Below are 25,317 nucleotides of genomic sequence, written 5' to 3'. Positions count from 1 at the left end.
GGGATTTTTCAGTTTTACTTTTTAGTCGTTTATCGTAGCGTTACTATCTGCTTCAATATAAGAGAGATCGTAACCGCCAAAGGCTTTCATATAACTTCTTAATGAAGTTCCGTAAGCATCTCTAAAATACCTGTTTCCCTTATTTTTAAAGAAGTTTTTTACTGATCCTGCACCACCAAGGTGTGCTGCGGCTAAAATTCCGGATTCGGTAATTGCAACACCGTTAATGATTTTCCCTTCATACCTTTCAATTTCGTTACGCAAAATCCATTTATTTTTGGATAATAGCGCAACAAATGCTTTTTCTTGTAAGGCGGGATCTTTTAAAAAAGCTTTGCCACTACGAACACCAATCGATCTCAATGCCTGAGGACCAAACTGGTATTTCCCCATATAGCCAAGTGAATTTACCAAACGGTATTTTCCCTGAGACTCTTTAAAAGCAACTGCTTCTTTAAAACCGATTAGATGATTTCCCGTGTATGGGACGTTTAATTTGTTTGATTCAGGATAATCATCCTTATCTATCGATGGAAATAAGTACTCTGATCCATCTGTTTTTTCTATTAAAAACCAAGGTTTGGTTTCCAGATTAAAGGGTTTAAAACCCAAAGTTAAAAATGTAATAATAACGACTAAACTCGCATAAAAATACCATTTCTTTATCATAAATTGTTTTTCTTCAAAACGCTGTCACCCTCTTGAAATTTCTACGGTGCAAAGGTAAGCAAAAACAAACAATACTGATATTCAACTATTTACACATTTACAGAGATTACAAATATCCTTTCAATCCCTTTATTGGTGCAGTTTTCAAGTGTTAATAAGAGTCGCTTATTTTTCGTAAAAACGTCAAAAAAATAAATCTCTAAAATATCATTTTTAGCAAATTTTTAGGAAATGTGTTAAAATAATAATATTTACCTTACATAGTTTTCATTTTTTTTACACATAAATGAATGTCATTTTCTTGATTTTTTATTGAATCAAATAAAAAATCGAGAATGCAAATGTATTTTCTGCACCATAATTTTTCAAATTCATAACATTTAAAAAATTACCATAAAAAAAACCGAAGCTTTAAACTTCGGTTTGTATTTTATGGAAAAATTTCAAAAAAACTATCTCGTTACTCCTTGGCTAGCGATCCAGTCTGAATATTTTTTTGCATTTACATTGTGCTCTGCTAACGTTGAAGCAAACTCATGATATCCAAAACGCTCTACACTAGCACAAAAATAGATATAATCATTTTTTTCAGGATTCAAAACAGCTTCAAGAGCCGTAATATCAGGCATTGCAATTGGTCCTGGAGGAAGTCCTATATTCACATAAGTATTGTAGGGAGACTTCATAACCAAATCATTATAAAAAACTCTTTTGATAACCTGATCAAAATTATTGTCTCTTAATTTTAAGGCATAAATCACAGTTGGATCTGCTTGCAACGGCATTGCTAAACGCAAACGGTTTAAATATACACCTGCAATTCTAGGTCTCTCGTCTTTTTTTACTGATTCTTTATGAACTATTGAAGCTAAGATTGTTGCCTGAACAGGTGTTAAACCTTGTTCTTTAGCCTCTGCAATTCTTTTATCTGTCCAAAAATTGTGGTATTCCTTGATCATTTTATCACGGAATTTCTCTGCAGAAGTATTCCAATATACTTCGTAAGTATTTGGAATAAACATGGCGAATACATTGTCTTCATTAAAACCATTAGCAGCCATGAAAGTCGAATCTTTAATCGCTTTCATTAAAGATAAACTATCGGCTTCGATTTCAGAACCCACTCTTCCGGCAAAATTCTCTAAACGTTCCTGATTATTGAAAGCTAATTTAACTGGCACATTAGAACGCATTGCACGAACCAAATCGATATTATTCATGTCTTTTTTAAGCAAAAAACGACCTGGTTTTACATTTTCAGGATAGCTTCTCTTATTGGCTACCATCTCGAAGTTTTCGAAATTCTTGATATAAGGTTCTAATATCTTTTTAACATCGGTATAATTTGCACCGGTTGGAACATAAACATAAAGTTCTTTTTCCTCAAATTTTGTGTTGGCGCTAAAAATTCTGCTGATCAAAATAAATCCGTAAATCATTAAAACTGAAATTACGGCTACAGCAGTTATCGTGATAATTTTTTTTAAGCTCAAAGTCTAAATTTTAAATTTGTTTGTTAATTAACTGGTACATTGCTTCGTCTTGATAGTGGTTATTCAGCAAAATCCAATCTTTTTTAATTCCTATTTTCTCAAAACCAAATTTAGTAAAAAGAGCTATACTTGCTACATTTTCGACACTAATATTTGCGTAGAGCTGATGTAAATTTAAATTAAAAAACGCATATTTAATTAAAAGTTCTAATGCTTCAGAACCAATATTTTGTCTTTTATTTTCATCCTTTTGGATAACGATTCCAACACCTGCTTTATTATTCTTCGGATCAAATTCAAATAAATCAATCAATCCAATAGCAGGAAAATCTTCATCCTGACAAATCGCCAATCGTAGTTGCTTTGCTTCATAAATATCCTGATGTGCATTTTCTAGATATTGACGAACCAGAAAACGGCTATATGGAGTATAAGTATTGCTAACTTCCCAAATGTTTTGATCATTTTCCATCGCGTACACAAACTCTAAATCATTAGGCTCTAATGCACGCAGATAGATATTTTCTCCTTTGAGTGTGATCATTGTAATTTTAGATTGTTGATTTTAGATTCTAAATTTTAAAATATTGGTTTTTGGCAATTGAATATTATATTTCTATTGTTCCTTTAAAAACAAATTTTGCTGGTCCCGTCAAGAAAACATTAGTGAAATGATCTCCAACTTTATCAAAAGAAACAACCAATTTTCCTCCTTCAACATTTAAATTAATTGAAGTTTTATCAGTTTCACCAATCGCATTCATTGCAATTGCAACAGCTGTTGCTCCGGTTCCACAAGCCAAAGTTTCATCTTCAACACCTCTTTCGTAGGTACGGAGTGAAAAAGTATCATCGTCAATTTTCTTTACAAAATTGACATTGCTTCCTTTTTCTCCATATAATTCTCCGTAACGAATTGCAGCACCATTTTCTTTTACATTGTATTGTCTCAAATCGTCAACAATTTGGACATGATGTGGCGAACCAGTATTTAAAAAAGTGTAAGAGTCTTTCTTTTGTATTTCATCAACATCAATCATTTGCAAAGAAACAATGGCATCATCTCCAACAGAAGCGTGATGCAACCCATCTGTTGCCATAAAAATTGCCTGATTATTAATCACTCCTAATTGATTTGCAAAAGCTACCAGACAACGGCCGCCATTTCCACACATCGAACTTTGGTTCCCGTCGGAATTATAATAAACCATTCTGAAATCAGTATCTGAATCATTCTCAAGTAAGATAAGTCCGTCTGCTCCAATACCAAATCGTCTTTCGCATAAACGTTCTATTAGTTGAATATCTTCTTTTGGAAAAAAATTAGTACGATTGTCAATCATTACAAAATCATTCCCTGTACCCTGATATTTATAAAATTCTATTTGCATTTTTTGTCTATTAATAAGTACAAAAGTACGAACTATTAATTAATGAAATGTTAATGATTGTTAAAGAGCGTTAAACCATTTTTTGAAATAATTTTTTCTATTAATTTTACATTATAACTTAAACATTAAGCCTAATTATGAAAAGATTTTCAACCTTATTTTTAGTGTCATTACTAAGTGGTGCTACTACACTTAGTGCTTACAAATTATTATTTGATGGCAACAATTCTTTTTTTGGAAGAGAAAATTCTGTTGTTACGCTCGCTCCCAATTCATTTGGCAGAAATGTTGCATTATCTGCTGAAACAGTTGATTTTACTGCTGCTGCAGATAAAACAATCCATACGGTTGTTCACGTAAAGAATGTTTCGAGAAGAACAATCAGTAATCCGATGATGGAATTTTTCTATGGATATGGTGGCCAACAACAGCAGGAACAAGTAGGAACTGGTTCTGGTGTTATTATTTCTGAAGATGGATATATAGTGACAAATAATCACGTAATTAAAGATGCTTCTGAAATTGAAATCACCTTAAACAACAAGAAATCATATACGGCAAAATTGATTGGTACCGATTCAAAAATGGACATTGCCTTACTGAAAATCAATGCTGATGAAAAACTACCTTATACCGCTTTTGCAAATTCTGACAATGTAAAAATTGGCGAATGGGTTTTAGCTGTCGGAAATCCATATAACCTAACATCAACTGTAACTGCCGGAATCGTTTCGGCGAAAGCCAGAAATTTAGATACAAGCGGAATCCAGTCTTTCATTCAGACTGATGCAGCGGTGAATCCAGGAAATAGTGGTGGTGCGTTAGTAAACACCCGAGGAGAATTAATTGGAATCAACACTATGATTTCTTCAATGACTGGTTCTTACGTTGGATATTCATTTGCCGTTCCGTCTAATATTGCAAGAAAAATCATTGAAGACATCATGGAATTCGGTAATGTTCAAAGAGGAATTTTAGGTGTCGAAGGAGGTGAATTAAACAGCACAGCCTCAAAAGAATTAGGCGTAACTCAAACGCAAGGGTTTTATATTAGCAAAGTTTCTAAAAATTCCGGAGCCGAAAAAGCGGGTCTTACAAAAGGTGACATTATCGTAAAACTGGATGATCAAAACATTGCAACTTATGCTGATCTTTCAGGTTATATTAACACGAAACGACCAAATGATGTTGTGAAAGTTACTTATATGAAAAATGGACAAACCAGAACTGTTCCGGTCACTTTAAGTAAAAATGAATTTTTCAGTACGGAGTTTAAAGGAATAGAACTAGAAAATATTGATGCAGCTGATAAAAAGAAATTCAGAATTGATTATGGTGTAAAAATTAAAAACATAACCAATGACAATTTAATGCAATATCAAAATGAATTGCAAGGAAATATTATTTTAAGCATTGATAATATAAAAGCAACAAATGTTGAAACCGTTTCGAAACTTTTAAGTAAAAAAGACGAAGGACAAAGTGTCCGTATCGAAATGATAAACAAAAATGGAGAAATCTTTAGAATAATTATTTAGTCGCAACTGAACACTGAGACTGAAAACTCAAATAAAGCCATCTTAAGAAATTAAGATGGCTTTATTATTTTCAAAAATAAATCACAAAATAGTTTACGAAATCGATTGAAATGGATACTTTTGCGCCAAATTTAAAAATAGTCGTCTATTTATTTTTTCAATTTGATCAATTATGAGTAAAAAATCTTTGTACCAAAAAGAGGTATCATTACAAGTCGACCGAAGAAGAGCTGGTGTCGAATTAATAAAAGTCATAAGCGATTTATGGTATGACAAATCCATCGAAATGGTTTTATTCAAAAACCAATTATTAGATAAAAATGTCAGTGACATAATCAATTTACATCAATATGCAGCTGAATTCGTGGGTAAACCTATTAGTGTTTTTGATTCTGTTGAAATTGCAAAAGTAATTTTGTCTTTAGATTTTCCACCTGCAAAATTAGATTTAGGAAAACTTACATACGAATATCTTTTAGAAGAAGAAAAATATCCGGATGCAAGATATTTTGTGATGGACAAGTTAAAAAAAGCGAAATCAACAAAAGAAATCCAACCAAAAGATGTTGTATTATATGGCTTTGGAAGAATTGGACGTTTGTTAGCCAGAGAATTAATGTCAAAAACCGGAAAAGGAAACCAATTGCGTTTGAGAGCAATTGTAACCCGTGACAAAAATGATGCGTCAATTTTAGAGAAACGAGCTTCTCTATTGCGTTACGACTCAATTCATGGAGATTTTCAAGGATCTGTAATTGCTGATCCAAAAAATAATGCTTTAATCATAAACGGAACTACTGTTCACATTATAAATGCCAATACTCCGGAAGAAATAGACTATACACAGTACGGAATTAATGATGCATTAGTTATTGACAATACCGGCGCCTTTACAACTGAGGAAACGCTAAAAAGGCACCTAACTTCAAATGGTGCTAGTAAAGTTTTATTGACTGCGCCTGGAAAAGGAATTCCAAATATTGTTCACGGTGTTAATCACAACGAATATAATCCGGACGAAACCAATATTTTTTCTGCAGCTTCATGCACTACAAATGCTATAACGCCAATTTTAAAAGTTATTGAAGATACCTTAGGAGTTGCAAAAGGTCATTTAGAAACTATTCATGCGTATACAAATGATCAGAATCTGGTTGATAACATGCATAAAAAATATCGTCGCGGAAGAGCTGCTGCCTTAAATATGGTTATTACAGAAACTGGTGCCGGAACAGCAGTTGCAAAAGCAATTCCATCTCTTGAAGGAAAATTAACCTCAAATGCTATTAGAGTTCCCGTTCCAAACGGATCGTTAGTGGTATTAAACTTAGAAGTTAAAAAAGCTACCTCTATAGCAGCAATCAATAAAATAATGAAAAAATACGCTTTAGAAGGAGAACTTGTAGAGCAAATCAAATATTCTTTAAATAATGAGTTAGTTTCTTCTGATATAGTAGGAACTTCTGCTCCATCGATTTATGATAGCAACGCAACAATTGTTTCTAAAGATGGTAAAAACATTGTTTTATATATTTGGTATGATAACGAATACGGATACAGTCACCAGGTAATTCGCTTAGCAAAATACATCGCTAAAGTTAGACGTTTTACTTATTATTAATATAAAACCAAACCAACCATTCTTAAGACCATCAATTTTTATTGATGGTTTTTTGTTATTCTAAATTGGAAGAACTGTAGTACTTTTTACTTCAGAAATTACAAAAACGGTATTAATCAGGGAAACTTCAGGCAAGATCGATAATTTTTTTTGATGAAAATGGTGATAGCTTTCCATATCCGGAATAATGATTTTAAGCATATAGTCGAAATTTCCAGAAACATAATTACATTCAACTACTTCAGGCAAATTAAGAATCGATTGATTAAACCCTTCCGAAGTATCGTACGTCTGTTTCGTTAAGGTAACCTGACAGTAAACTGTTAGATTATTTCCGAGTTTTTTCTTGTTTAAAATCGAAACATACTTCTCTATAACTCCCTCTTTCTCAAGACGTTTAACCCTGTCATGAACCGGCGTGAGGGACAGATTAATTTTATTTGCAATGTCCTTTAAAGTATAATGGGCATTTTCCTGTAAAAGTCGTAGGATTTTTTTGTCAATTTCATCTAAAGCCATAACGAAAACGTTTTCTTTAATTAGTAAAATTTAGTCTTTTTTTCTTTTTTGAGAAGTCTAAACCTATTTAAAAAGAATATTTTTCTGTAAAAGTATAAAATAAAATAATATTTTCTTATTTATAAGTCCAATATCAATAATATATTCTCTATCAGTAGCTTTGTAAAACAAATTCAAGAAAAAAACAAAAAAATATAACAAGATGATAATAGGTGTTCCAAAAGAAATAAAAAAACAACGAAAATCGTGTAGCATTAACTCCGGCTGGTGTTTCTGAAATGAAAAAACACGGTCATACAGTCTATGTACAAGCAACTGCAGGTGTAGGAAGCGGATTTAATGATGATGAATATGCAAATGCAGGAGCAGTAGTTTTAGGAACTATTGAAGAAGTTTATGCTATTGCAGAAATGATTATTAAAGTAAAAGAACCAATTGCTTCTGAATATCCTTTAATCAAAAAGGATCAATTGCTTTTTACTTATTTTCACTTTGCTTCATCAGAGCCATTAACCCATGCAATGCTTGAAAAAGGAGCGGTTTGTTTAGCATACGAAACAGTTGAAAAAGCAGATCGTAGTTTGCCATTATTAGTTCCAATGTCTGAGGTTGCAGGTCGTATGGCAATTCAACAAGGAGCAAAATATCTTGAAAAACCATTAAAAGGAAGAGGAATCCTTTTAGGAGGTGTTCCAGGTGTACCACCAGCAAAAGTATTGGTTTTAGGTGGAGGTATCGTAGGAACTCAGGCTGCAAAAATGGCTGCTGGTTTAGGTGCTCAGGTAACTATTATGGATTTAAGTTTACCACGTTTACGTCAACTTGACGACATCATGCCGGCAAACGTAAATACAGAAATGTCTAACCACTACAATATCACAAGAGCAATTGCTGATGCAGATTTAATTGTTGGTGCTGTTTTAATTCCAGGAGCAAAAGCGCCTCACTTAATCACTCGTGATATGCTTAAATTAATGCGCCCGGGAACTGTAGTAGTAGACGTTGCTGTTGATCAGGGAGGTTGTATTGAAACTTGTACTCCTACAACACACGAAAACCCAACTTTTATTATTGATGATATTGTTCACTACTGTGTGGCTAATATGCCAGGAGCTGTTCCTTATACATCAACACTAGCTTTAACTAACGCAACTTTACCATATGCTGTACAATTAGCAAACAAAGGATGGGAAAAAGCTTGTAACGAAAACGAAGAATTGAAAAAAGGATTAAACATTGCTAACGGAAAAATTCTTTACAAAGGAGTTGCAGAGGCTTGGAACCTTCCTTTTAACGAAGAATTAGTGTTAGCAAACGCATAGAGCTAACATTATAATAAGTGCTTACTAAATAAACACTATTCAAAAGGCTTTTCTTAATTGAAAAGCCTTTTTTTATGGCATAAAAAAGCCTGTCCAAACGACAGCTTTCAATTTATTTTAAGCAGAATTATTTAGCATCCAAAACTTCCTGCATTACCTTTGCTTCTGTTCCATTAGGGAAAGCAACTTTAATTTTTTGAGCGATTGTTGGGGCAATTTCAGTAATCGCTTTTTTATCATACGATTCACCTTTTTTAATGTGCCATCCGTAAAAAATAGCTGGTACATGAGTATCATAGCTATATGGTGTTCCATGAGATGTTCCGGTAACCGAATATTCCATATCTCCAGGTTTATTAATGATCACCATATCACCATCCTGAGTTACATCATATCCTTTTGCAACAAAATCTAAATAGTAATCATTCCCTGAATTAGATAAAATTTCTTCTTCTGTATACACTTTTTTTATCTGTGGCAGTGAAATCAAATACGCTTTAAAAGCTTGTTTCACTTTTGTCAACTCCAAACCTTTATCTTTAATTATTTGTTTATTAAAGAAAATATTAAAATTAGAATAATTTAAAAGCAAATCAACACCAAAAGTTTTTGTAGAGAAATCCTGTAGATTTTTTCTAAAGTCCTTTGACGGAAAATTGTCAACATTGTATTTACGATCTTTCAAATAGATAACATTTTCAGCACCTGCATGATCAGCCGTTAAGAAAAGTAAATAATTCCCTTTTCCAACTGTTTTATCCAAATAAGTTAAAAAGTCAGCTATAGTCTGATCTAATCTTAAATAAGTATCCTGAAGTTCCATCGACCGTGGCCCTAATAAATGTCCAACATAATCTGTTGATGAAAAACTAACCGTTAAAAAATCGGTGATATTATCCTTTCCTAATCCTTCTTTTTCGATAGCTTTTTTAGCAAACTCAGCTAATAAATCATTCCCATAAGGAGTAGCTCTCAAAATTCCGGCATCATTCTTCTCATACATTGTTTTCAAATCATATGGAAAAACTGGCTCAGCACTGCCATACAATTTACCTTCATAAGGATTATTATCTGACAAACTTTCATTGTAAGTTGAAGCAGGCTTGTACAAATCCCACCCTTTGTTAATATATGACATGTAATGTTTCTCATTATTAAATTGAGTAACCCAATCCGGCAATTTTTCACCGTAAAAACTGCTTGAAATAAAAGAACCTGTTTTACTGTACCAAAAAGCCCAATTAGCAAAATGACCCGCTGGCAAAATTGCACCACGGTCTTTAAGACTCATTCCAATAACTTTACCTTCAAAATTGGTTGCCATTCTTACTTCATCCGTAATAGTAGTGGTTTGAAGATTTTTAGGAGACATTGCACCTTCTTCAGCTGTTCCGTCTCCAACTATTTTTACACCAGCATCATCAGTACAGTATGTTTCTTTCCCAGTTGTTCTACTAAACCATTCGTTACCAACAATGCCGTGTGTCGCTGGTGTCGTTCCTGTATAGATTGAAGCATGTCCAGGAGCCGTATAAGTTGGCATATAATTATAATGCATATTCTGAAAAGTATATCCACTATTCATTAATCTCTTAAATCCATTTGGTGAAAAATCATCTGAAAACCGATATAAATATTCCATTTTCATCTGATCCACTACAATACCTACAACCAACTTAGGGCGTTGCTGAGCACTTAAATTTGAGATAACAAACAATGTCAACAATACAATACTTTTTTTCATACTTAAATTATAATATTTACACAAAAATACAGATTCACATTTAAAAATTAGAGCTGACTATAATTTAAAAACCAAAATTGACTTTAATTTAACAGAAATGAAATCATACATTATTGAAAGAATAATAATTTGGGCGTTTCCAGCCGCAACGGGTCGGCTGTCGGCTGTATTCCCATTCCTAACGCAGTTCAGGATAAACCAGAAGTCTAGGTTCCAGAAGAAATTCCAACTCTTAAATCCCAAATTCCAATTCTACTCTTATACAGGTTTTATTTTTAAAGAGCTGGCTTTGCGAACCTTATACACACAGTAATAAACACACCGGATAAAATACTTTGCGCTCTTTGCGGTAAAAAACACAAAGTATTGCAAACAAAAAAATCCCCATCAAGTAAATGATGAGGATCTTTAAAAGAAAGGCGACGACATACTCTCCCACATAACTGCAGTACCATCTGCGCAGGCGGGCTTAACTACTCTGTTCGGGATGGGAAGAGGTGAGCCCCGCCGCAATAACCACCTTAAGGTTGTTAGTCTAAAGTCCAAAGTCATAAAGTTGTAAAGTCTTTCGACTTTGGACTTTAATCTTTCGACTTAAAGACTGCTCTGCGTCGAGCAAATATCTTAACATACTGAGATAAAGAAAGTTTTTTATTTATTAGAAAGTTTCTTCTCCCCCGTCTTTTGGACGGGAGAGAAAAGGGTGTACATAAGCTTACGGATTATTAGTACTACTCGACTATGACATTACTGCCTTTACATCTATAGCCTATCAACGTGGTCATCTTCCACGATCCTTAAAAGAAATCTCATCTTGTGGTGGGTTTCGCGCTTATATGCTTTCAGCGCTTATCCCTTCCAAACGTAGCTACTCTGCGGTGCCCCTGGCGGGACAACAGATACACTAGAGGTTTGTCCAATTCGGTCCTCTCGTACTAGAATCAGATCCACTCAAATTTCTAACGCCCACAGTAGATAGAGACCGAACTGTCTCACGACGTTCTGAACCCAGCTCGCGTGCCACTTTAATGGGCGAACAGCCCAACCCTTGGGACCTTCTCCAGCCCCAGGATGTGACGAGCCGACATCGAGGTGCCAAACCCCCCCGTCGATATGAGCTCTTGGGGGAGATCAGCCTGTTATCCCCGGCGTACCTTTTATCCTTTGAGCGATGGCCCTTCCATGCGGAACCACCGGATCACTATGCTCTACTTTCGTACCTGATCGACCTGTATGTCTCTCAGTCAAGCTCCCTTATGCCATTGCACTCTACGCACGGTTACCAAGCGTACTGAGGGAACCTTTAGAAGCCTCCGTTACTCTTTTGGAGGCGACCACCCCAGTCAAACTACCCACCAAGCAATGTCCCCCGCAAAACGGGGTTAGGCCTCAGATAAACAAAGGGTTGTATTTCAACAATGACTCCACAACGCCTGGCGACGCCACTTCACAGTCTCCAACCTATCCTACACATCATTTATCCAAGGTCAATACTAAGCTATAGTAAAGGTGCACAGGGTCTTTTCGTCCCACTGCGGGTAAACGGCATCTTCACCGTTACTACAATTTCACCGAGCTCATGGCTGAGACAGTGTCCAGATCGTTACACCATTCGTGCAGGTCGGAACTTACCCGACAAGGAATTTCGCTACCTTAGGACCGTTATAGTTACGGCCGCCGTTTACTGGGGCTTCAATTCAATGCTTCTCCGAAGATAACATCTCCTCTTAACCTTCCAGCACCGGGCAGGTGTCAGGCCCTATACTTCATCTTACGATTTTGCAGAGCCCTGTGTTTTTGATAAACAGTCGCCTGGACCTCTTCACTGCGGCCCTGTATTGCTACAGGGCGACCCTTCTCCCGAAGTTACGGGTCTATTTTGCCTAATTCCTTAGCCATGAATCTCTCGAGCACCTTAGGATTCTCTCCTCAACTACCTGTGTCGGTTTACGGTACTGGTACTAATTACCTGAAGTTTAGAGGTTTTTCTTGGAAGCCCTTAGGCGCACTATCTCTTTGTCCGAAGACTCCGAGTACTATCGTATTTCCCCAAGACGCGTGGATTTGCCTGCGCATCTTATAGGTAGGTACTTCAACGAACTATTCCGTCAGTTCGCGGCGCTTTCATCACTCCGTCACCCCATCACAGTAATTAGTAGTACGGGAATATTAACCCGTTAGCCATCGACTGTCCCTTTCGGGTTCGCCTTAGGACCAGACTAACCCACAGCTGATTAGCATAGCTGTGGAAACCTTAGTTTTTCGGTGTGCGGGTTTCTCGCCCGCATTATCGTTACTTATGCCTACATTTTCTTTTCTAACCAGTCCAGCATACCTTACGATACACCTTCAACCCTGTTAGAATGCTCCCCTACCACTTACAGTTACCTGTAAATCCATAGCTTCGGTAATACGCTTATGCCCGATTATTATCCATGCTCGTCCGCTCGACTAGTGAGCTGTTACGCACTCTTTAAATGAATGGCTGCTTCCAAGCCAACATCCTAGCTGTCTGGGCAGACAAACCTCGTTCTTTCAACTTAGCGTATATTTGGGGACCTTAGCTGATGGTCTGGGTTCTTTCCCTCTCGGACTTGGACCTTAGCACCCAAGCCCTCACTGCTGAGAAACATTATATAGCATTCGGAGTTTGTCAGGAATTGGTAGGCGGTGAAGCCCCCGCATCCAATCAGTAGCTCTACCTCTATATAACTTAATTCAGCGCTGCACCTAAATGCATTTCGGGGAGTACGAGCTATTTCCGAGTTTGATTGGCCTTTCACCCCTACCCACAGGTCATCCGAAGACTTTTCAACGTCAACCGGTTCGGACCTCCACTGTGTGTTACCACAGCTTCATCCTGCCCATGGGTAGATCACACGGTTTCGCGTCTAACACTACTGACTAAAGCGCCCTATTCAGACTCGCTTTCGCTACGGATCCGTGGCTTAACCACTTAACCTTGCCAGCAACGTTAACTCGTAGGCTCATTATGCAAAAGGCACGCCGTCACCCCACGAAAGGGCTCCGACCGCTTGTAAGCGTATGGTTTCAGGATCTATTTCACTCCGTTATTCACGGTTCTTTTCACCTTTCCCTCACGGTACTGGTTCACTATCGGTCTCTCAGGAGTATTTAGCCTTAGCGGATGGTCCCGCCAAATTCAGACAGGGTTTCACGTGCCCCGCCCTACTCAGGATACCACTATCTATTACACTTGTTACCCATACGGGACTATCACCCTCTTTGGTGTCACTTTCCAGTAACTTCCGGTTCCTTGTGCATAAAATGTCGTGGTCCTACAACCCCAGCATTGCCGTAACAACACTGGTTTGGGCTAATCCGCGTTCGCTCGCCACTACTTACGGAATCACTTTTGTTTTCTTCTCCTCCGCCTACTTAGATGTTTCAGTTCAGCGGGTTTGCCCACCTATCGGTGTACTATGTCTTCAACATAGTGGGTTGCCCCATTCAGGTATCTACGGATCAATCGGTGTGTGCCCGTCCCCGTAGCTTTTCGCAGCTTATCACGCCTTTCATCGCCTCTGAGAGCCTAGGCATCCCCCATACGCCCTTATTTTGCTTATTGTACCAATCATAAAATAAATTACGACCGTTTTTTTTTGTTTTCTACAATAAATTGTAAAAAACGCTTTCTACTTTTTATTATTTTCTTATCTCAATATGTCAATGAACTTTATTTAGTCGAAGGTCAAAAGTCGAAAGTCGTCAAGTGAATCACTTTGGACTTTATAACTTTAGACTTTAGGACTAAAATCGTGGAGAATAACGGAGTCGAACCGTTGACCTCCTGCGTGCAAGGCAGGCGCTCTAGCCAGCTGAGCTAATCCCCCATTTTTTAGTTGTCAGTTAACAGTTTTCAGTTAACAGTACTTAAAACGGTTACTCAACCTCTAAAATTTCCTTTTTTTTAAGACTAAAATAGTTGTCTCGGACAGACTCGAACTGTCGACCCCTACATTATCAGTGTAGTACTCTAACCAGCTGAGCTACGAGACACTCTTATTCTTAAAATTTATTATTTGAACTAACAGCAAGAGTAAAATAGTCTTAAAATTATAATCCTATAGAGCTTCTTCTTTTTTCCCCATCGTGTGCAAGCACTAACAATTGGGGCTCTAGAAAGGAGGTGTTCCAGCCGCACCTTCCGGTACGGCTACCTTGTTACGACTTAGCCCTAGTTACCAGTTTTACCCTAGGCAGCTCCTTGCGGTCACCGACTTCAGGCACCCCCAGCTTCCATGGCTTGACGGGCGGTGTGTACAAGGCCCGGGAACGTATTCACCGGATCATGGCTGATATCCGATTACTAGCGATTCCAGCTTCACGGAGTCGAGTTGCAGACTCCGATCCGAACTGTGACCGGTTTTATAGATTCGCTCCTGGTCGCCCAGTGGCTGCTCTCTGTACCGGCCATTGTAGCACGTGTGTAGCCCAAGGCGTAAGGGCCGTGATGATTTGACGTCATCCCCACCTTCCTCACAGTTTGCACTGGCAGTCTTGTTAGAGTTCCCGACATGACTCGCTGGCAACTAACAACAGGGGTTGCGCTCGTTATAGGACTTAACCTGACACCTCACGGCACGAGCTGACGACAACCATGCAGCACCTTGTAAATTGTCTTGCGAAAGATCTGTTTCCAAACCGGTCAATCTACATTTAAGCCTTGGTAAGGTTCCTCGCGTATCATCGAATTAAACCACATGCTCCACCGCTTGTGCGGGCCCCCGTCAATTCCTTTGAGTTTCATTCTTGCGAACGTACTCCCCAGGTGGGATACTTATCACTTTCGCTTAGCCACTGAGATTGCTCCCAACAGCTAGTATCCATCGTTTACGGCGTGGACTACCAGGGTATCTAATCCTGTTCGCTACCCACGCTTTCGTCCATCAGCGTCAATCCATTAGTAGTAACCTGCCTTCGCAATTGGTATTCCATGTAATCTCTAAGCATTTCACCGCTACACTACATATTCTAGTTACTTCCTAATAATTCAAGTTTAACAGTATCAATGGCCGTTCCACCGTTGAGCGATGGGCTTTCACCACTGACTTATTAAACCGCCTACGGACCCTTTAAACCCCAATGATTCCGGATAACGCTTGGATCCTCCGTATTACCGCGGCTGCTGGCACGGAGTTAGCCGATCCTTATTCTTACGATACCGTCAAGCTGCTTCACGAAGCAGTGTTTCTTCTCGTATAAAAGCAGTTTACAATCCATAGGACCGTCATCCTGCACGCGGCATGGCTGGATCAGGCTTGCGCCCATTGTCCAATATTCCTCACTGCTGCCTCCCGTAGGAGTCTGGTCCGTGTCTCAGTACCAGTGTGGGGGATCTCCCTCTCAGGACCCCTACCCATCGTAGCCTTGGTAAGCCGTTACCTTACCAACTAGCTAATGGGACGCATGCTCATCTTTTACCGTTGTGACTTTAATAGTAGAATCATGCGATTCAGCTATACTATGAGGTATTAATCCAAATTTCTCTGGGCTATCCCTCTGTAAAAGGTAGATTGCATACGCGTTACGCACCCGTGCGCCGGTCTCTCTATCCGAAGATAAATACCCCTCGACTTGCATGTGTTAAGCCTGCCGCTAGCGTTCATCCTGAGCCAGGATCAAACTCTTCATCGTATATTGTTTGCTCTAATCAATTAAAGCTAATTATTATGCGAATCAGTCTCTATCGGTTCATTTAATTAATCTCTCGATTATCTTACTCTTTATTCTTTTGCTCTAACATCTCTGTTAAAGCGGCTGTCAATTCAATATGTCTACGAACGTGTCTTCTTTTTAATTTCGCTTGTCTCTCAAAGCGGGTGCAAAAGTAGAAAACTTATTTCTAACTGGCAAATGTTTTTTGAAGTTTTTTTTAAGAAAATTTAATCCCCTTTTTACTTCTCAACTCTACCAATCTATCAATGAACTTTCCCTGTTTTACCTCACTTAACTCTTATCTAAAAAAGTGTTCGGTGAACTTCGTTTGCGGGGTGCAAATGTAACATCCGTTTTCAAATCTCACAAGCTTTTTGGAATCTTTTTTTGAAAAAATTTTTCAATCTTTATTCCTATGCCTGTCAGTATTTCAGTGAACGTCTATCGCTGTTGCGGGTGCAAAAGTAACACCTTTATTTACATTTACAAGGGTTTTTATTATATAATTTTAATCTTTTTTAAAACTTTTTCTTAACACTCTGATAACGCAAAACTTAGCTTTTCAAGTTTTTTATCATTTATAAGAATATTCCGTAGTGTTTGTGTTTGTCTCAATTCTTTTATTTCAGAATATGCCATTTTTATGGACTTCACACTACAATACATTCTTTCCTGAGAACTTTACAACATATCATACTACGCTCTTTTTTGCCTTTTTCCGCCTTTGCCAAGAGGACACCAAGGCACAAAGTCTTCTTTTCATGCTTTAAGACATGTATCCTTATATATAAATAGGACTTCTTTTGAAAACAACTCCCCTAGCCCCGATAGAAGTGGAAATCCTTTTGTGCCGGGGTTCGGCACAAAAGATTGGAACGGATAGCGGGAAATAGCTCCTGATTAAACAAATTCCAAATCTTGAAAATCCAAATTCCAATTGAAATGAACTTCGCATTCGCTCAGCCTCTCGCATATATTCTGTACTATATATTATAGTACAATTTCCCTCCTTATATATATGTAGAAAACAGCATCAGATTAAAGATTACATTTATTCCTAATACATATAGTATAAACATGCATATATATATTGTATGTATTTTAGTAATGCGCTATATTTGCATTCACAAAATTATAAACAATGATTAAGATTACTTTACCCGATGGGTCGATTAGAGAGTTTGCTTCTGGCGTAACTCCGATGGAGGTTGCTAAAAGCATTAGTGAAGGATTTGCAAGAAACGTGATTTCGGCATCTTTTAATGGTACAACAATAGAAACCGAAACTCCATTGACGACCGACGGTAGTCTTATATTATATACCTGGAATGATGCAGAAGGCAAAAAAGCTTTCTGGCATTCAACTTCGCACGTAATGGCGCAGGCCCTTGAAGAATTGTACCCTGGAATTAAATTAACTCTTGGGCCTGCAATTTCTAACGGATTTTATTATGATGTGGATTTTGAAGATCAAAAGATTGTAGAAGCTGACTTTAAAAAAATCGAAGATCGTGTTCTTGAGATTTCAAGAGAAAAGCATGAGTTCAAAATGCGCCCGGTTAGCAAAACTGATGCATTAGAAATGTATAAAGACAACGTTTACAAGACTGAATTGATTTCGAATCTTGAAGACGGAACTATTACTTTTTGTGATCATTCGACTTTTACTGATTTATGTCGCGGTGGACATATTCCGAATACTGGAATTATCAAAGCTTTTAAAATCATGAGCGTTGCCGGTGCTTACTGGAGAGGCGACGAGAAAAACAAACAGTTGACTCGTGTTTATGGAACATCTTTTCCGAAACAAAAAGATTTGACTGAATATCTTGAACTTCTTGAGGAAGCAAAACGTCGTGATCACCGTAAATTAGGTAAAGAACTTGAATTGTTTGCTTTCTCTCAGAAAGTTGGGCAAGGTTTACCATTATGGTTACCAAAAGGTGCTGCACTTAGAGATCGTTTAGAACAATTTTTAAAGAAAGCTCAAAAGAAAGCCGGATACGAGCAAGTAGTTACTCCACATATTGGTCAGAAAGAACTTTATGTTACTTCTGGACACTATGCAAAGTACGGTGCCGACAGTTTTCAGCCAATCAATACTCCAGCTGAAGGCGAAGAGTTTTTATTAAAACCTATGAATTGTCCTCATCACTGTGAGATCTATAATGTAAGACCTTGGTCGTATAAAGATTTACCTAAGCGTTATGCTGAATTTGGTACTGTATATAGATATGAACAATCCGGAGAATTGCACGGCTTAACTCGTGTAAGAGGGTTTACTCAGGATGATGCACATATTTTCTGTACTCCTGAACAATTGGATGAAGAATTTAAAAAAGTAATTGACCTTGTACTTTATGTATTTGGTTCATTAGGTTTTGAAAATTTTACTGCTCAAATTTCATTAAGAGATCAGGAAAACAGAGAGAAATACATTGGTTCTGATGAAAATTGGGAGAAAGCTGAAAATGCGATTATCAATGCTGCAGCTGACAAAGGATTGAATACTGTAGTGGAATATGGTGAGGCTGCTTTTTACGGTCCAAAGCTTGACTTTATGGTAAAAGATGCTTTAGGAAGACAATGGCAATTAGGAACTATTCAGGTGGATTACAACTTACCTGAACGTTTTGAATTGACATACAAAGGTGCTGATAATGAATTACATCGCCCTGTTATGATCCACAGAGCTCCTTTTGGGTCGATGGAACGATTTATCGCAATTTTACTAGAACACACTGCAGGAAATTTCCCACTTTGGCTAATGCCTGAACAGGCTATAATCTTGTCTTTGAGCGAGAAATACGAAATTTATGCTAAAAAAGTTTTAGATTTGCTAGAAAATCACGAAATTCGCGCCCTAATTGACAACAGAAGTGAGACAATTGGTAAGAAAATTAGAGATGCAGAAATGCAAAAAATACCATTTATGCTGATTGTTGGTGAGGAAGAAGAGAAAAACGGAACTATTTCTATTCGTCGTCATGGTCAAGAAGGAAAAGGGAATATTACAGTTACAATTAATGAATTTGTCGCAATTGTAGACGAAGAAATAAAAAAGACATTAAAAGTTTTTACAGTTTAACTTAAATTATAAAGTCATAGCAATAAGAAGCAACAGAGGTTATCAACCTCGAGTAGAAAAAAAGGATGCACACAGAATAAACAATAATATTCGTGGTGTACAAGAAGTAAGATTAGTAGGTGAAAACATCGAACCGGGTGTATTTAAGCTTGCTGAAGCTTTACGTTTAGCAGATCAATTCGAATTGGATTTGGTTGAAATCTCACCAAATGCTGAGCCGCCGGTTTGCAAAATCATGGATTACAAGAAATTTGTTTACGAACAAAAGAAACGTGATAAGGTTTTAAAAGCTAAGTCTACGCAAGTTGTAGTAAAAGAAATTCGTTTTGGTCCTCAAACAGATGAGCATGATTATGAATTTAAAAGAAAGAATGCTGAAAAATTCTTAAAAGAGGGTGCTAAATTAAAAGCATTCGTATTCTTTAAAGGACGTTCTATCATCTATAAAGATCAGGGACAGATTTTATTACTACGTTTGGCTACAGATTTAGAAGAACATGGTAAAGTGGAAGCTATGCCAGTTTTAGAAGGTAAGAGAATGATTATGTTCATTGCTCCGAAGAAAAAGAAATAAATTATTTGCTCTAAGCAATAAGCAATAAGCTTTAAGCAAATAGTTGATTTAAACTTTTGCCTAAAGCTTAAAGCCTAAAGCCTAAAGCTTTTGAAGATATAAGTAAGTAAGAATAAATTAAAACACTAGGAAAAATGCCTAAAATGAAAACAAAATCTAGCGCCAAGAAACGTTTCAAAGTTACTGGTTCTGGAAAGATTAAAAGAAAGCATGCTTTTAAAAGTCACATCTTGACTAAAAAATCTAAAAAACGTAAATTAGCTTTGACACACTCAGCGCTAGTTCACTCTACAGATATGAAAAGCATCAAACAACAATTAAGAATTATCTAATAATTCTTTAGGTTAAAAAATTATTTATATAACCTTGGAGTATGGCTTTTAAGTTCCTTTGATTCAATTCAGGACGCCTGCTACAAAAACACATTAAAATTATGCCAAGATCGGTAAATTCAGTTGCTAAAAGAGCAAGAAGAAAAAAAATAATGAAGCAAGCCAAAGGTTTCTTTGGTAGACGTAAAAACGTTTGGACAGTTGCTAAGAATGCAGTAGAGAAAGCAATGTGCTACGCTTACCGCGATAGAAAACAAAACAAAAGAAATTTCCGTGCATTATGGATTCAACGTATCAACGCTGGAGCTAGATTAGAAGGAATGTCTTATTCTCAATTCATGGGTAAAGTTAAAGCTAACGGAATCGAATTGAACCGTAAAGTTCTTGCAGATTTAGCTATGAACCACCCTGAAGCTTTCAAAGCAATACTTAATAAAGTAAAATAAACGTTTTATAAACTCAATTTAGATTACTTACTTATCATAGAAAAACCATTCGCAATGCGAATGGTTTTTTGTTTTAAACCAGTTTCATTTTTTTTACATCTTTTAGAAATTGAATTTTAAAAGTAAATTTGTACTAAATCAAAAAATATGCACGACGCACTTTTTCGACATATCGAAAAATTCATCACTTTAGACCCTTCGGAGATCGATACTTTAGAATCATGCCTACAACTTTCTAAAATAAAAAAGAAAGAACATACCCTAAAGGAAGGACAGGTTTGCAATACGATGTACTTTATTGTTAAAGGCTGTATGAGACAATATATCATAAATATCAAGGGAAGTGAACAGACTCTTCAATTTGGTATTGAGAACTGGTGGATTACTGATTTATTAAGTTATCACAACCACACACCTTCTCACTTCTACATTCAGGCTGTGGAGAACTCAGAAGTCATTGCTATTGAAAAACCTACACTTGAAGCTCTGCTAATTCAAATTCCGAAATTGGAACGTTACTTTAGAATTGTATCTCAAAAATCTTTTGGTGCTATGCAAATGCGAATTAAATTCTTATTTACTATGTCAGCTGAAGAACGATACCATCATTTCAATAATCATTTTCCTGAATTTGTACAGCGCGTTCCACAATATATGATTGCTTCTTATTTAGACTTTTCGGCTGAATTTATGAGTAAAATCAGAGCTGGAAAAGTATGATCCTAATTTCTTGAAGTAGTTCAAGTTTTTTAAAGCAGATATCCCTCAACTTTGTATCAAACTTTAAAAACACACAAAATGACACCAAGAATCGTTATCCCAACAGTTGCCCCACAAGCCTACCAAGCCATGATGAATTTAGAAAAATATATTTCTACTACTTCATTAACATCTGTACATAAAGAATTAATTAAAATTCGTGCTTCACAAATAAATGGCTGTGCCTATTGTATTAATATGCATACAGCCGATGCCCGAAAATATGGGGTATCTGAACAATGGATCTATTTATTAAGTGCCTGGCGCGAAGCTGATGTATATACTGAAGAAGAAAAAGCTATTCTAGCTTTAACTGAACAGGTAACTATGATCAGTAATCATGTTTCTGATGAAGTATATCAAAATGCGGCTCGATTATTTGACGAAAAATACCTTGCAGAAATCATTATGATGATTATTACCATAAATGCATGGAATCGAATTGGTGTTACCACAGGAATGAGAGCTTCATAATTTTATAAAGATAAATTTTACAACATTCAAGCAAACACAAGCCCTCATGCCAGAGGGCTTGTTTGTATGTACTTGTAAATGAGAATAAAAAAATTATAATTTTTGCAATAATTTAAAATACCGTATTTATACGTGTACGTAAGAATTAAAATTTTTTATTTTTGGCTCATGATTACAAAAAGGCCCCAAGCAATTCTTTACATTACAATACTATTTTTTATCCTGTTTTCTTGTCAAAAAAAGAAACATACTACTATTGTCGTAACAAAAAATACTAAAGCACAGGTCGATAAGTTAATCATTATTGCTGATAAGTTTTATGATAAAAAAAACTTTGATAGCGCATTTTATCATTACAATGAAGCTAAATCAATTTGTAATCCGATGACTGATTCGGAAAATTTTGTCAGTACACTAGACCGAATGGCAGACATTCAACAAAATAGAGGTGATTTTTCCGGAAGTGAATCTACAGTTACAGAAGCAATTCCTTATTTAAAATATATAAAAAATCCTAAACACGCCTGGAACACGTACGTTATATTAGGAATCAATTTTTTAAATACATACGATTATAATGCAGCTTTAAACTATTTTAACAAAGCCCTTGCTTTAAAAACCACAAAATGGAGAAAGGCTGCTGCCTTCAACAATATAGCTAATACTTATATTCAGCAAAAAAAATATACAAAAGCCATACTTATTTTTGAGAACTTATTAAAAACGGATGGCATAAAAAAATTTGATGAAGATTATGCCAGAGCACTTGACAATATAGGTTTTTGCTATTTAAAAATAAAAGATCAGAAAGCTCTCTCGTATCTAAACAAAGCTTTTAAAATAAGGACCGAAATTAATGATAATGTTGGCCTTGCTTCAAGCTATCATAATTTGGCGCAATTCCATCTGGAAAATAATTTACCATTAGCTAAAAAATATATGCTTCATAGTTATGAGAAATATACCAGAACAAATCAAATAGATGGCAGAATGTCTTCTTTAAATTTATTAATAAATCATAGTACTAACAGTGAATTAAAAAAATACTCGCTCTTATATATTCATTTAAACGATAGCATTACAGAAGTAAGACAAAAAGCAAAAAATCAGTTTGCAAAAATTAAGTATGACACTAAAAAAGAAAAAGACGAGAATTTAAAATTAAAAACCTATAAAGCTGAAAATGAGTTACAATTGGAAAGACAAAAGAATCAAAATATCATTTCGTATATTCTAATTGCCTTAAGTTTAAGTTTGATTGTAGTTTTATATTTCTATTTAACTTCAAGAGGGAACAGAGAAAAAATTGAAGCCACATATAAAAGCGAAACGAGAATCGCAAAGAAGCTGCATGACGAACTTGCCAATGACATCTATCATACTATGGCTTTCGCGGAGAATAAAAATCTTGCACTATCTGAAAACAAAGAGCAGTTACTAACTAATTTAGATGCTATATATTTAAGAACACGGGATATTTCAAAGGAAAACAGCCCTATAATTACCTCTGAAAAATATACTTTTTATTTAAAAGAAATGATTTCCCGTTTTAATACTGCGAATACTAATCTTTTATTAAATGATATAGAATCTATTCCGTGGAGTGAAATCGAAAAAAATAAAAAAATTACGGTTTATAGAGTTTTACAAGAATTGCTTGTAAATATGAAAAAGCACAGTAATGCTACTTTGGTCGGGATTAATTTTAAAAAAACAGATAAAAGCGTTATTATAAACTATACCGACAATGGAAAGGGTATTGATGTATATAATATAATTTTCAAAAATGGCTTACATAATGTAGAAAATCGCATCCTTAGTATAAAAGGAGAAATTGATATTGATACTGCACCTGAAAAAGGTTTCAAGGTTTTCATTAAATTTCCATTGTAATGAAAAAACATCTTTATTATTTTTCAAAAAAGACACTTCTCAAATATTTGCTAATAATACTGACTTTATTATTAATAGCTATATTGTTTGTAAACTTTTATCAAAGGAAAACAGTAGTAAAACAAAAACCAGATCATACAGAAGAAATAAAAAGACTTACAGATATTGCTGATATCTATTTTGAAACCGATAAAAAAGATAGTGCGATATATACTTACAATAAAGTCAAATCTTTATGCGACCCTAAGACAAATACTACAGATTATGTGTATGCTTTATCATGTATAGCAGAAATCTATCAAAAACAATCTAATTATATTGCGAGTGAAGCAAGTGCAACTGAAGCACTCCCCTATCTAAAGGACCTAAATAATCCTCGATATTCCTGGATCGTATATAATTTACTCGGTATAAATTACACGCAGAGTTTTGATAACAAGAATGCTATTCTCTATTTCAAAAAAGCAATTCATTTAAATACAAGTGTCTGGAGGAAAAGTCTCGCCATAAATAACTTAGTCGCTGTTTATATGGAACAATATAAATATAAGGAAGCAGCAATGCTACTTAATATATTAGCCTCTCAAAAAAACATTTCAAGCTATGATGCAGCAAATAATAACGACTACGCTTATATAATAGACAATTTGGGATACTGCTACTATAAACTTAATGAACCTAAAAAGGCATTAGCTTGCTATTACGAAGGGTTAAAAATACGTTTACAGCCTCAAAATAATGATGGATTATCAACTTCATATAAACATCTTTCTTCATTTTTTCAAAAAAGTAATCGGATCCTGGCAAACGAATATGCTAAAAAGGCTTATGATTATGCTTCGGAAACAAATAATAACATGGAAAAAGTTCGCAGTTTAGCATTATTGGTCAAAAGTAGCGAAGGAACTGATTTAAAAAAATATTCATTAAAATACATCCATCTCGTTGACAGTTTAAATCTTGCCAACAACAAAATAAAAAACCAATTCTCTAATATCAAATATAACTTTAATAAAGACAGAGCCGAAAACTTACAGCTTAAAGCTATAAAAATAGAAAATAATTTACAATTGGAAAGGCAGAAGAACAGAATTATAGTTTCGTATGTAATAATAGCTTTTGTTTTGGGAGTCATTTTATTCCTTTATTTTCATTTAACTTCAAAAAGTAAAAAGGAAAAAAATGACGCCATTTTTAGCAGTGAAATACGAATTTCTAAAAAATTACATGATGAGCTGGCCGATGATGTTTATCAAACTATAGCTTTTGCCGAAACTAAAGATCTTGAAAAAGAAGATAATAAAGAAAAATTATTAAATAATTTAGATACTATTTATTTCAGAACAAGGAATATTTCTAAGGAAAACAGTAATATCTCAACAGATAAAAATTATCCCCTGGCAGTAAAAGAAATGATTTCAGGACACAAATCTCCAGAAACAAATATCTTAATAAATGGCTTTGATACAATTCGTTGGAATGAAATAGAAAGAAATAAAAAAATAATTCTTTACAGGATTCTTCAAGAGTTATTTGTTAACATGAAAAAACACAGCGAAGCAAGTCTGGCAAGCATTTCATTCAATATAAAGAATAAAAATTTACAGGTTATTTACATTGATAATGGCGTGGGAATTAAAAATAACACATTAATTTTAAAAAATGGTCTCCAAAATGTGGAAAGCCGTATTAAAACTATCAACGGAACTATTATTTTTGGCAATAATTCACAAAAGGGTTTTAAAATAAGTTTCACTTTTCCTTTATAAAATATA

Annotated in this window: 16 protein-coding genes, 2 tRNA genes, 3 rRNA genes and 1 pseudogene; 11 read left to right on the top strand and 11 right to left on the bottom strand. The window is 35.6% G+C overall.

Going from position 1 to position 25,317, the window contains the following annotated elements; all coding sequences use genetic code 11:
* Window positions 1-21 precede the first annotated feature (21 nt).
* From IHE43_RS07555 to dapF, 4 genes are all read right to left on the bottom strand, one after another.
* Window positions 22-669, bottom strand: coding sequence for a peptidoglycan-binding protein LysM (locus IHE43_RS07555; RefSeq protein ID WP_192187360.1), 648 nt, complete (start codon window positions 667-669; stop codon window positions 22-24).
* 452 nt (window positions 670-1,121) lie between these two features.
* Window positions 1,122-2,162 (bottom strand): endolytic transglycosylase MltG, encoded by a 1,041-nt coding sequence (gene mltG / locus IHE43_RS07550; protein ID WP_192187359.1) that lies wholly within the window; start codon window positions 2,160-2,162, stop codon window positions 1,122-1,124.
* A 10-nt stretch (window positions 2,163-2,172) separates the two neighbouring features.
* A complete protein-coding gene (locus IHE43_RS07545; RefSeq protein WP_192187358.1) occupies window positions 2,173-2,706 on the bottom strand; it encodes a GNAT family N-acetyltransferase in 534 nt (177 codons plus the stop codon).
* Between the two features lie 64 nt (window positions 2,707-2,770).
* Window positions 2,771-3,553: a diaminopimelate epimerase gene (gene dapF / locus IHE43_RS07540; protein ID WP_192187357.1), complete on the bottom strand. Its 783-nt coding sequence runs from the start codon at window positions 3,551-3,553 to the stop codon at window positions 2,771-2,773.
* 137 nt (window positions 3,554-3,690) lie between these two features.
* On the opposite strand from dapF, the gene IHE43_RS07535 reads away from it, so the two are divergent.
* The gene (locus IHE43_RS07535; RefSeq protein WP_192187356.1) at window positions 3,691-5,091 is read left to right on the top strand and encodes a S1C family serine protease; all 1,401 of its coding nucleotides are present in this window, start codon (window positions 3,691-3,693) and stop codon (window positions 5,089-5,091) included.
* Window positions 5,092-5,263: 172 nt separating this feature from the next.
* Window positions 5,264-6,712 (top strand): glyceraldehyde-3-phosphate dehydrogenase, encoded by a 1,449-nt coding sequence (locus tag IHE43_RS07530; protein ID WP_192187355.1) that lies wholly within the window; start codon window positions 5,264-5,266, stop codon window positions 6,710-6,712.
* A 60-nt stretch (window positions 6,713-6,772) separates the two neighbouring features.
* Here IHE43_RS07530 and IHE43_RS07525 read toward each other — a convergent pair whose 3' ends face one another.
* The gene (locus IHE43_RS07525; RefSeq protein WP_041516998.1) at window positions 6,773-7,231 is read right to left on the bottom strand and encodes an Lrp/AsnC family transcriptional regulator; all 459 of its coding nucleotides are present in this window, start codon (window positions 7,229-7,231) and stop codon (window positions 6,773-6,775) included.
* A gap of 202 nt (window positions 7,232-7,433) precedes the next feature.
* Between IHE43_RS07525 and ald the strand changes: the two are divergent.
* Window positions 7,434-8,553 (top strand): annotated as a pseudogene (gene ald / locus IHE43_RS07520) (alanine dehydrogenase).
* 127 nt (window positions 8,554-8,680) lie between these two features.
* Here ald and pafA read toward each other — a convergent pair.
* From pafA to IHE43_RS07490, 6 genes are all read right to left on the bottom strand, one after another.
* The gene (gene pafA, locus IHE43_RS07515) at window positions 8,681-10,297 is read right to left on the bottom strand and encodes an alkaline phosphatase PafA (protein WP_192187354.1); all 1,617 of its coding nucleotides are present in this window, start codon (window positions 10,295-10,297) and stop codon (window positions 8,681-8,683) included.
* Between the two features lie 414 nt (window positions 10,298-10,711).
* A 5S ribosomal RNA gene (rrf, locus tag IHE43_RS07510) occupies window positions 10,712-10,821 on the bottom strand.
* 181 nt (window positions 10,822-11,002) lie between these two features.
* Window positions 11,003-13,886: ribosomal RNA gene (locus IHE43_RS07505) — 23S ribosomal RNA — on the bottom strand.
* A gap of 191 nt (window positions 13,887-14,077) precedes the next feature.
* Window positions 14,078-14,151 (bottom strand) — tRNA-Ala (locus IHE43_RS07500).
* 92 nt (window positions 14,152-14,243) lie between these two features.
* Window positions 14,244-14,317: transfer RNA gene (locus IHE43_RS07495), tRNA-Ile, on the bottom strand.
* A gap of 123 nt (window positions 14,318-14,440) precedes the next feature.
* A 16S ribosomal RNA gene (locus IHE43_RS07490) occupies window positions 14,441-15,955 on the bottom strand.
* The 16S, 23S and 5S rRNA genes sit together here with 2 tRNA genes alongside, the layout of an rRNA operon.
* Before the next feature lie 1,162 nt (window positions 15,956-17,117).
* Here IHE43_RS07490 and thrS point away from each other — a divergent pair.
* From thrS to IHE43_RS07450, 8 genes are all read left to right on the top strand, one after another.
* Window positions 17,118-19,064 (top strand): threonine--tRNA ligase, encoded by a 1,947-nt coding sequence (gene thrS, locus IHE43_RS07485; RefSeq protein WP_192187353.1) that lies wholly within the window; start codon window positions 17,118-17,120, stop codon window positions 19,062-19,064.
* A 22-nt stretch (window positions 19,065-19,086) separates the two neighbouring features.
* Window positions 19,087-19,638, top strand: a complete 552-nt coding sequence (gene infC / locus IHE43_RS07480; protein ID WP_072974136.1) for a translation initiation factor IF-3 — start codon at window positions 19,087-19,089, stop codon at window positions 19,636-19,638.
* A 134-nt stretch (window positions 19,639-19,772) separates the two neighbouring features.
* Window positions 19,773-19,970, top strand: coding sequence for a 50S ribosomal protein L35 (gene rpmI / locus IHE43_RS07475; protein WP_007810722.1), 198 nt, complete (start codon window positions 19,773-19,775; stop codon window positions 19,968-19,970).
* A gap of 101 nt (window positions 19,971-20,071) precedes the next feature.
* On the top strand, window positions 20,072-20,416 hold the full coding sequence (gene rplT / locus IHE43_RS07470) for a 50S ribosomal protein L20 (protein ID WP_007810721.1): 345 nt from the start codon (window positions 20,072-20,074) through the stop codon (window positions 20,414-20,416).
* A 147-nt stretch (window positions 20,417-20,563) separates the two neighbouring features.
* Entirely contained in the window at window positions 20,564-21,136 is a 573-nt protein-coding gene (locus IHE43_RS07465; RefSeq protein ID WP_192187352.1) for a Crp/Fnr family transcriptional regulator, read from the top strand.
* 78 nt (window positions 21,137-21,214) lie between these two features.
* Complete coding sequence (locus IHE43_RS07460) at window positions 21,215-21,649, top strand: carboxymuconolactone decarboxylase family protein (protein ID WP_192187351.1); 435 nt, start codon at window positions 21,215-21,217, stop codon at window positions 21,647-21,649.
* Window positions 21,650-21,817: 168 nt separating this feature from the next.
* Entirely contained in the window at window positions 21,818-23,542 is a 1,725-nt protein-coding gene (locus IHE43_RS07455) for a tetratricopeptide repeat-containing sensor histidine kinase (RefSeq protein ID WP_192187350.1), read from the top strand.
* Window positions 23,542-25,311 carry a tetratricopeptide repeat-containing sensor histidine kinase gene (locus IHE43_RS07450; protein WP_192187349.1) on the top strand — a complete coding sequence of 590 codons (1,770 nt, stop codon included), beginning with the start codon at window positions 23,542-23,544 and terminating at the stop codon, window positions 25,309-25,311. The genes IHE43_RS07455 and IHE43_RS07450 overlap by 1 nt, the downstream gene beginning before the upstream one ends.
* Window positions 25,312-25,317: the final 6 nt, after the last annotated feature.

It is taken from the genome of Flavobacterium sp. MDT1-60 (assembly GCF_014844035.1).
Taxonomy (GTDB): Bacteria; Bacteroidota; Bacteroidia; order Flavobacteriales; family Flavobacteriaceae; genus Flavobacterium.
The sequence above is the reverse complement of the archived record's forward strand: the minus strand, read 5'-3'. Positions and strand labels throughout refer to the sequence as shown.

What these genes read in the sequence shown, in the direction of transcription:
- IHE43_RS07545 (WP_192187358.1), bottom strand. Translation starts at nt 2,706, where the DNA reads ATGATCACACTCAAAGGAGAAAATATCTATCTGCGTGCATTAGAGCCT.
- rplT (WP_007810721.1), top strand. Translation starts at nt 20,072, where the DNA reads ATGCCAAGATCGGTAAATTCAGTTGCTAAAAGAGCAAGAAGAAAAAAA.
- rpmI (WP_007810722.1), top strand. Translation starts at nt 19,773, where the DNA reads ATGCCTAAAATGAAAACAAAATCTAGCGCCAAGAAACGTTTCAAAGTT.
- pafA (WP_192187354.1), bottom strand. Translation starts at nt 10,297, where the DNA reads ATGAAAAAAAGTATTGTATTGTTGACATTGTTTGTTATCTCAAATTTA.
- IHE43_RS07555 (WP_192187360.1), bottom strand. Translation starts at nt 669, where the DNA reads ATGATAAAGAAATGGTATTTTTATGCGAGTTTAGTCGTTATTATTACA.
- IHE43_RS07460 (WP_192187351.1), top strand. Translation starts at nt 21,215, where the DNA reads ATGACACCAAGAATCGTTATCCCAACAGTTGCCCCACAAGCCTACCAA.
- IHE43_RS07535 (WP_192187356.1), top strand. Translation starts at nt 3,691, where the DNA reads ATGAAAAGATTTTCAACCTTATTTTTAGTGTCATTACTAAGTGGTGCT.
- thrS (WP_192187353.1), top strand. Translation starts at nt 17,118, where the DNA reads ATGATTAAGATTACTTTACCCGATGGGTCGATTAGAGAGTTTGCTTCT.
- dapF (WP_192187357.1), bottom strand. Translation starts at nt 3,553, where the DNA reads ATGCAAATAGAATTTTATAAATATCAGGGTACAGGGAATGATTTTGTA.
- IHE43_RS07465 (WP_192187352.1), top strand. Translation starts at nt 20,564, where the DNA reads ATGCACGACGCACTTTTTCGACATATCGAAAAATTCATCACTTTAGAC.
- IHE43_RS07455 (WP_192187350.1), top strand. Translation starts at nt 21,818, where the DNA reads ATGATTACAAAAAGGCCCCAAGCAATTCTTTACATTACAATACTATTT.
- IHE43_RS07530 (WP_192187355.1), top strand. Translation starts at nt 5,264, where the DNA reads ATGAGTAAAAAATCTTTGTACCAAAAAGAGGTATCATTACAAGTCGAC.
- IHE43_RS07450 (WP_192187349.1), top strand. Translation starts at nt 23,542, where the DNA reads ATGAAAAAACATCTTTATTATTTTTCAAAAAAGACACTTCTCAAATAT.
- IHE43_RS07525 (WP_041516998.1), bottom strand. Translation starts at nt 7,231, where the DNA reads ATGGCTTTAGATGAAATTGACAAAAAAATCCTACGACTTTTACAGGAA.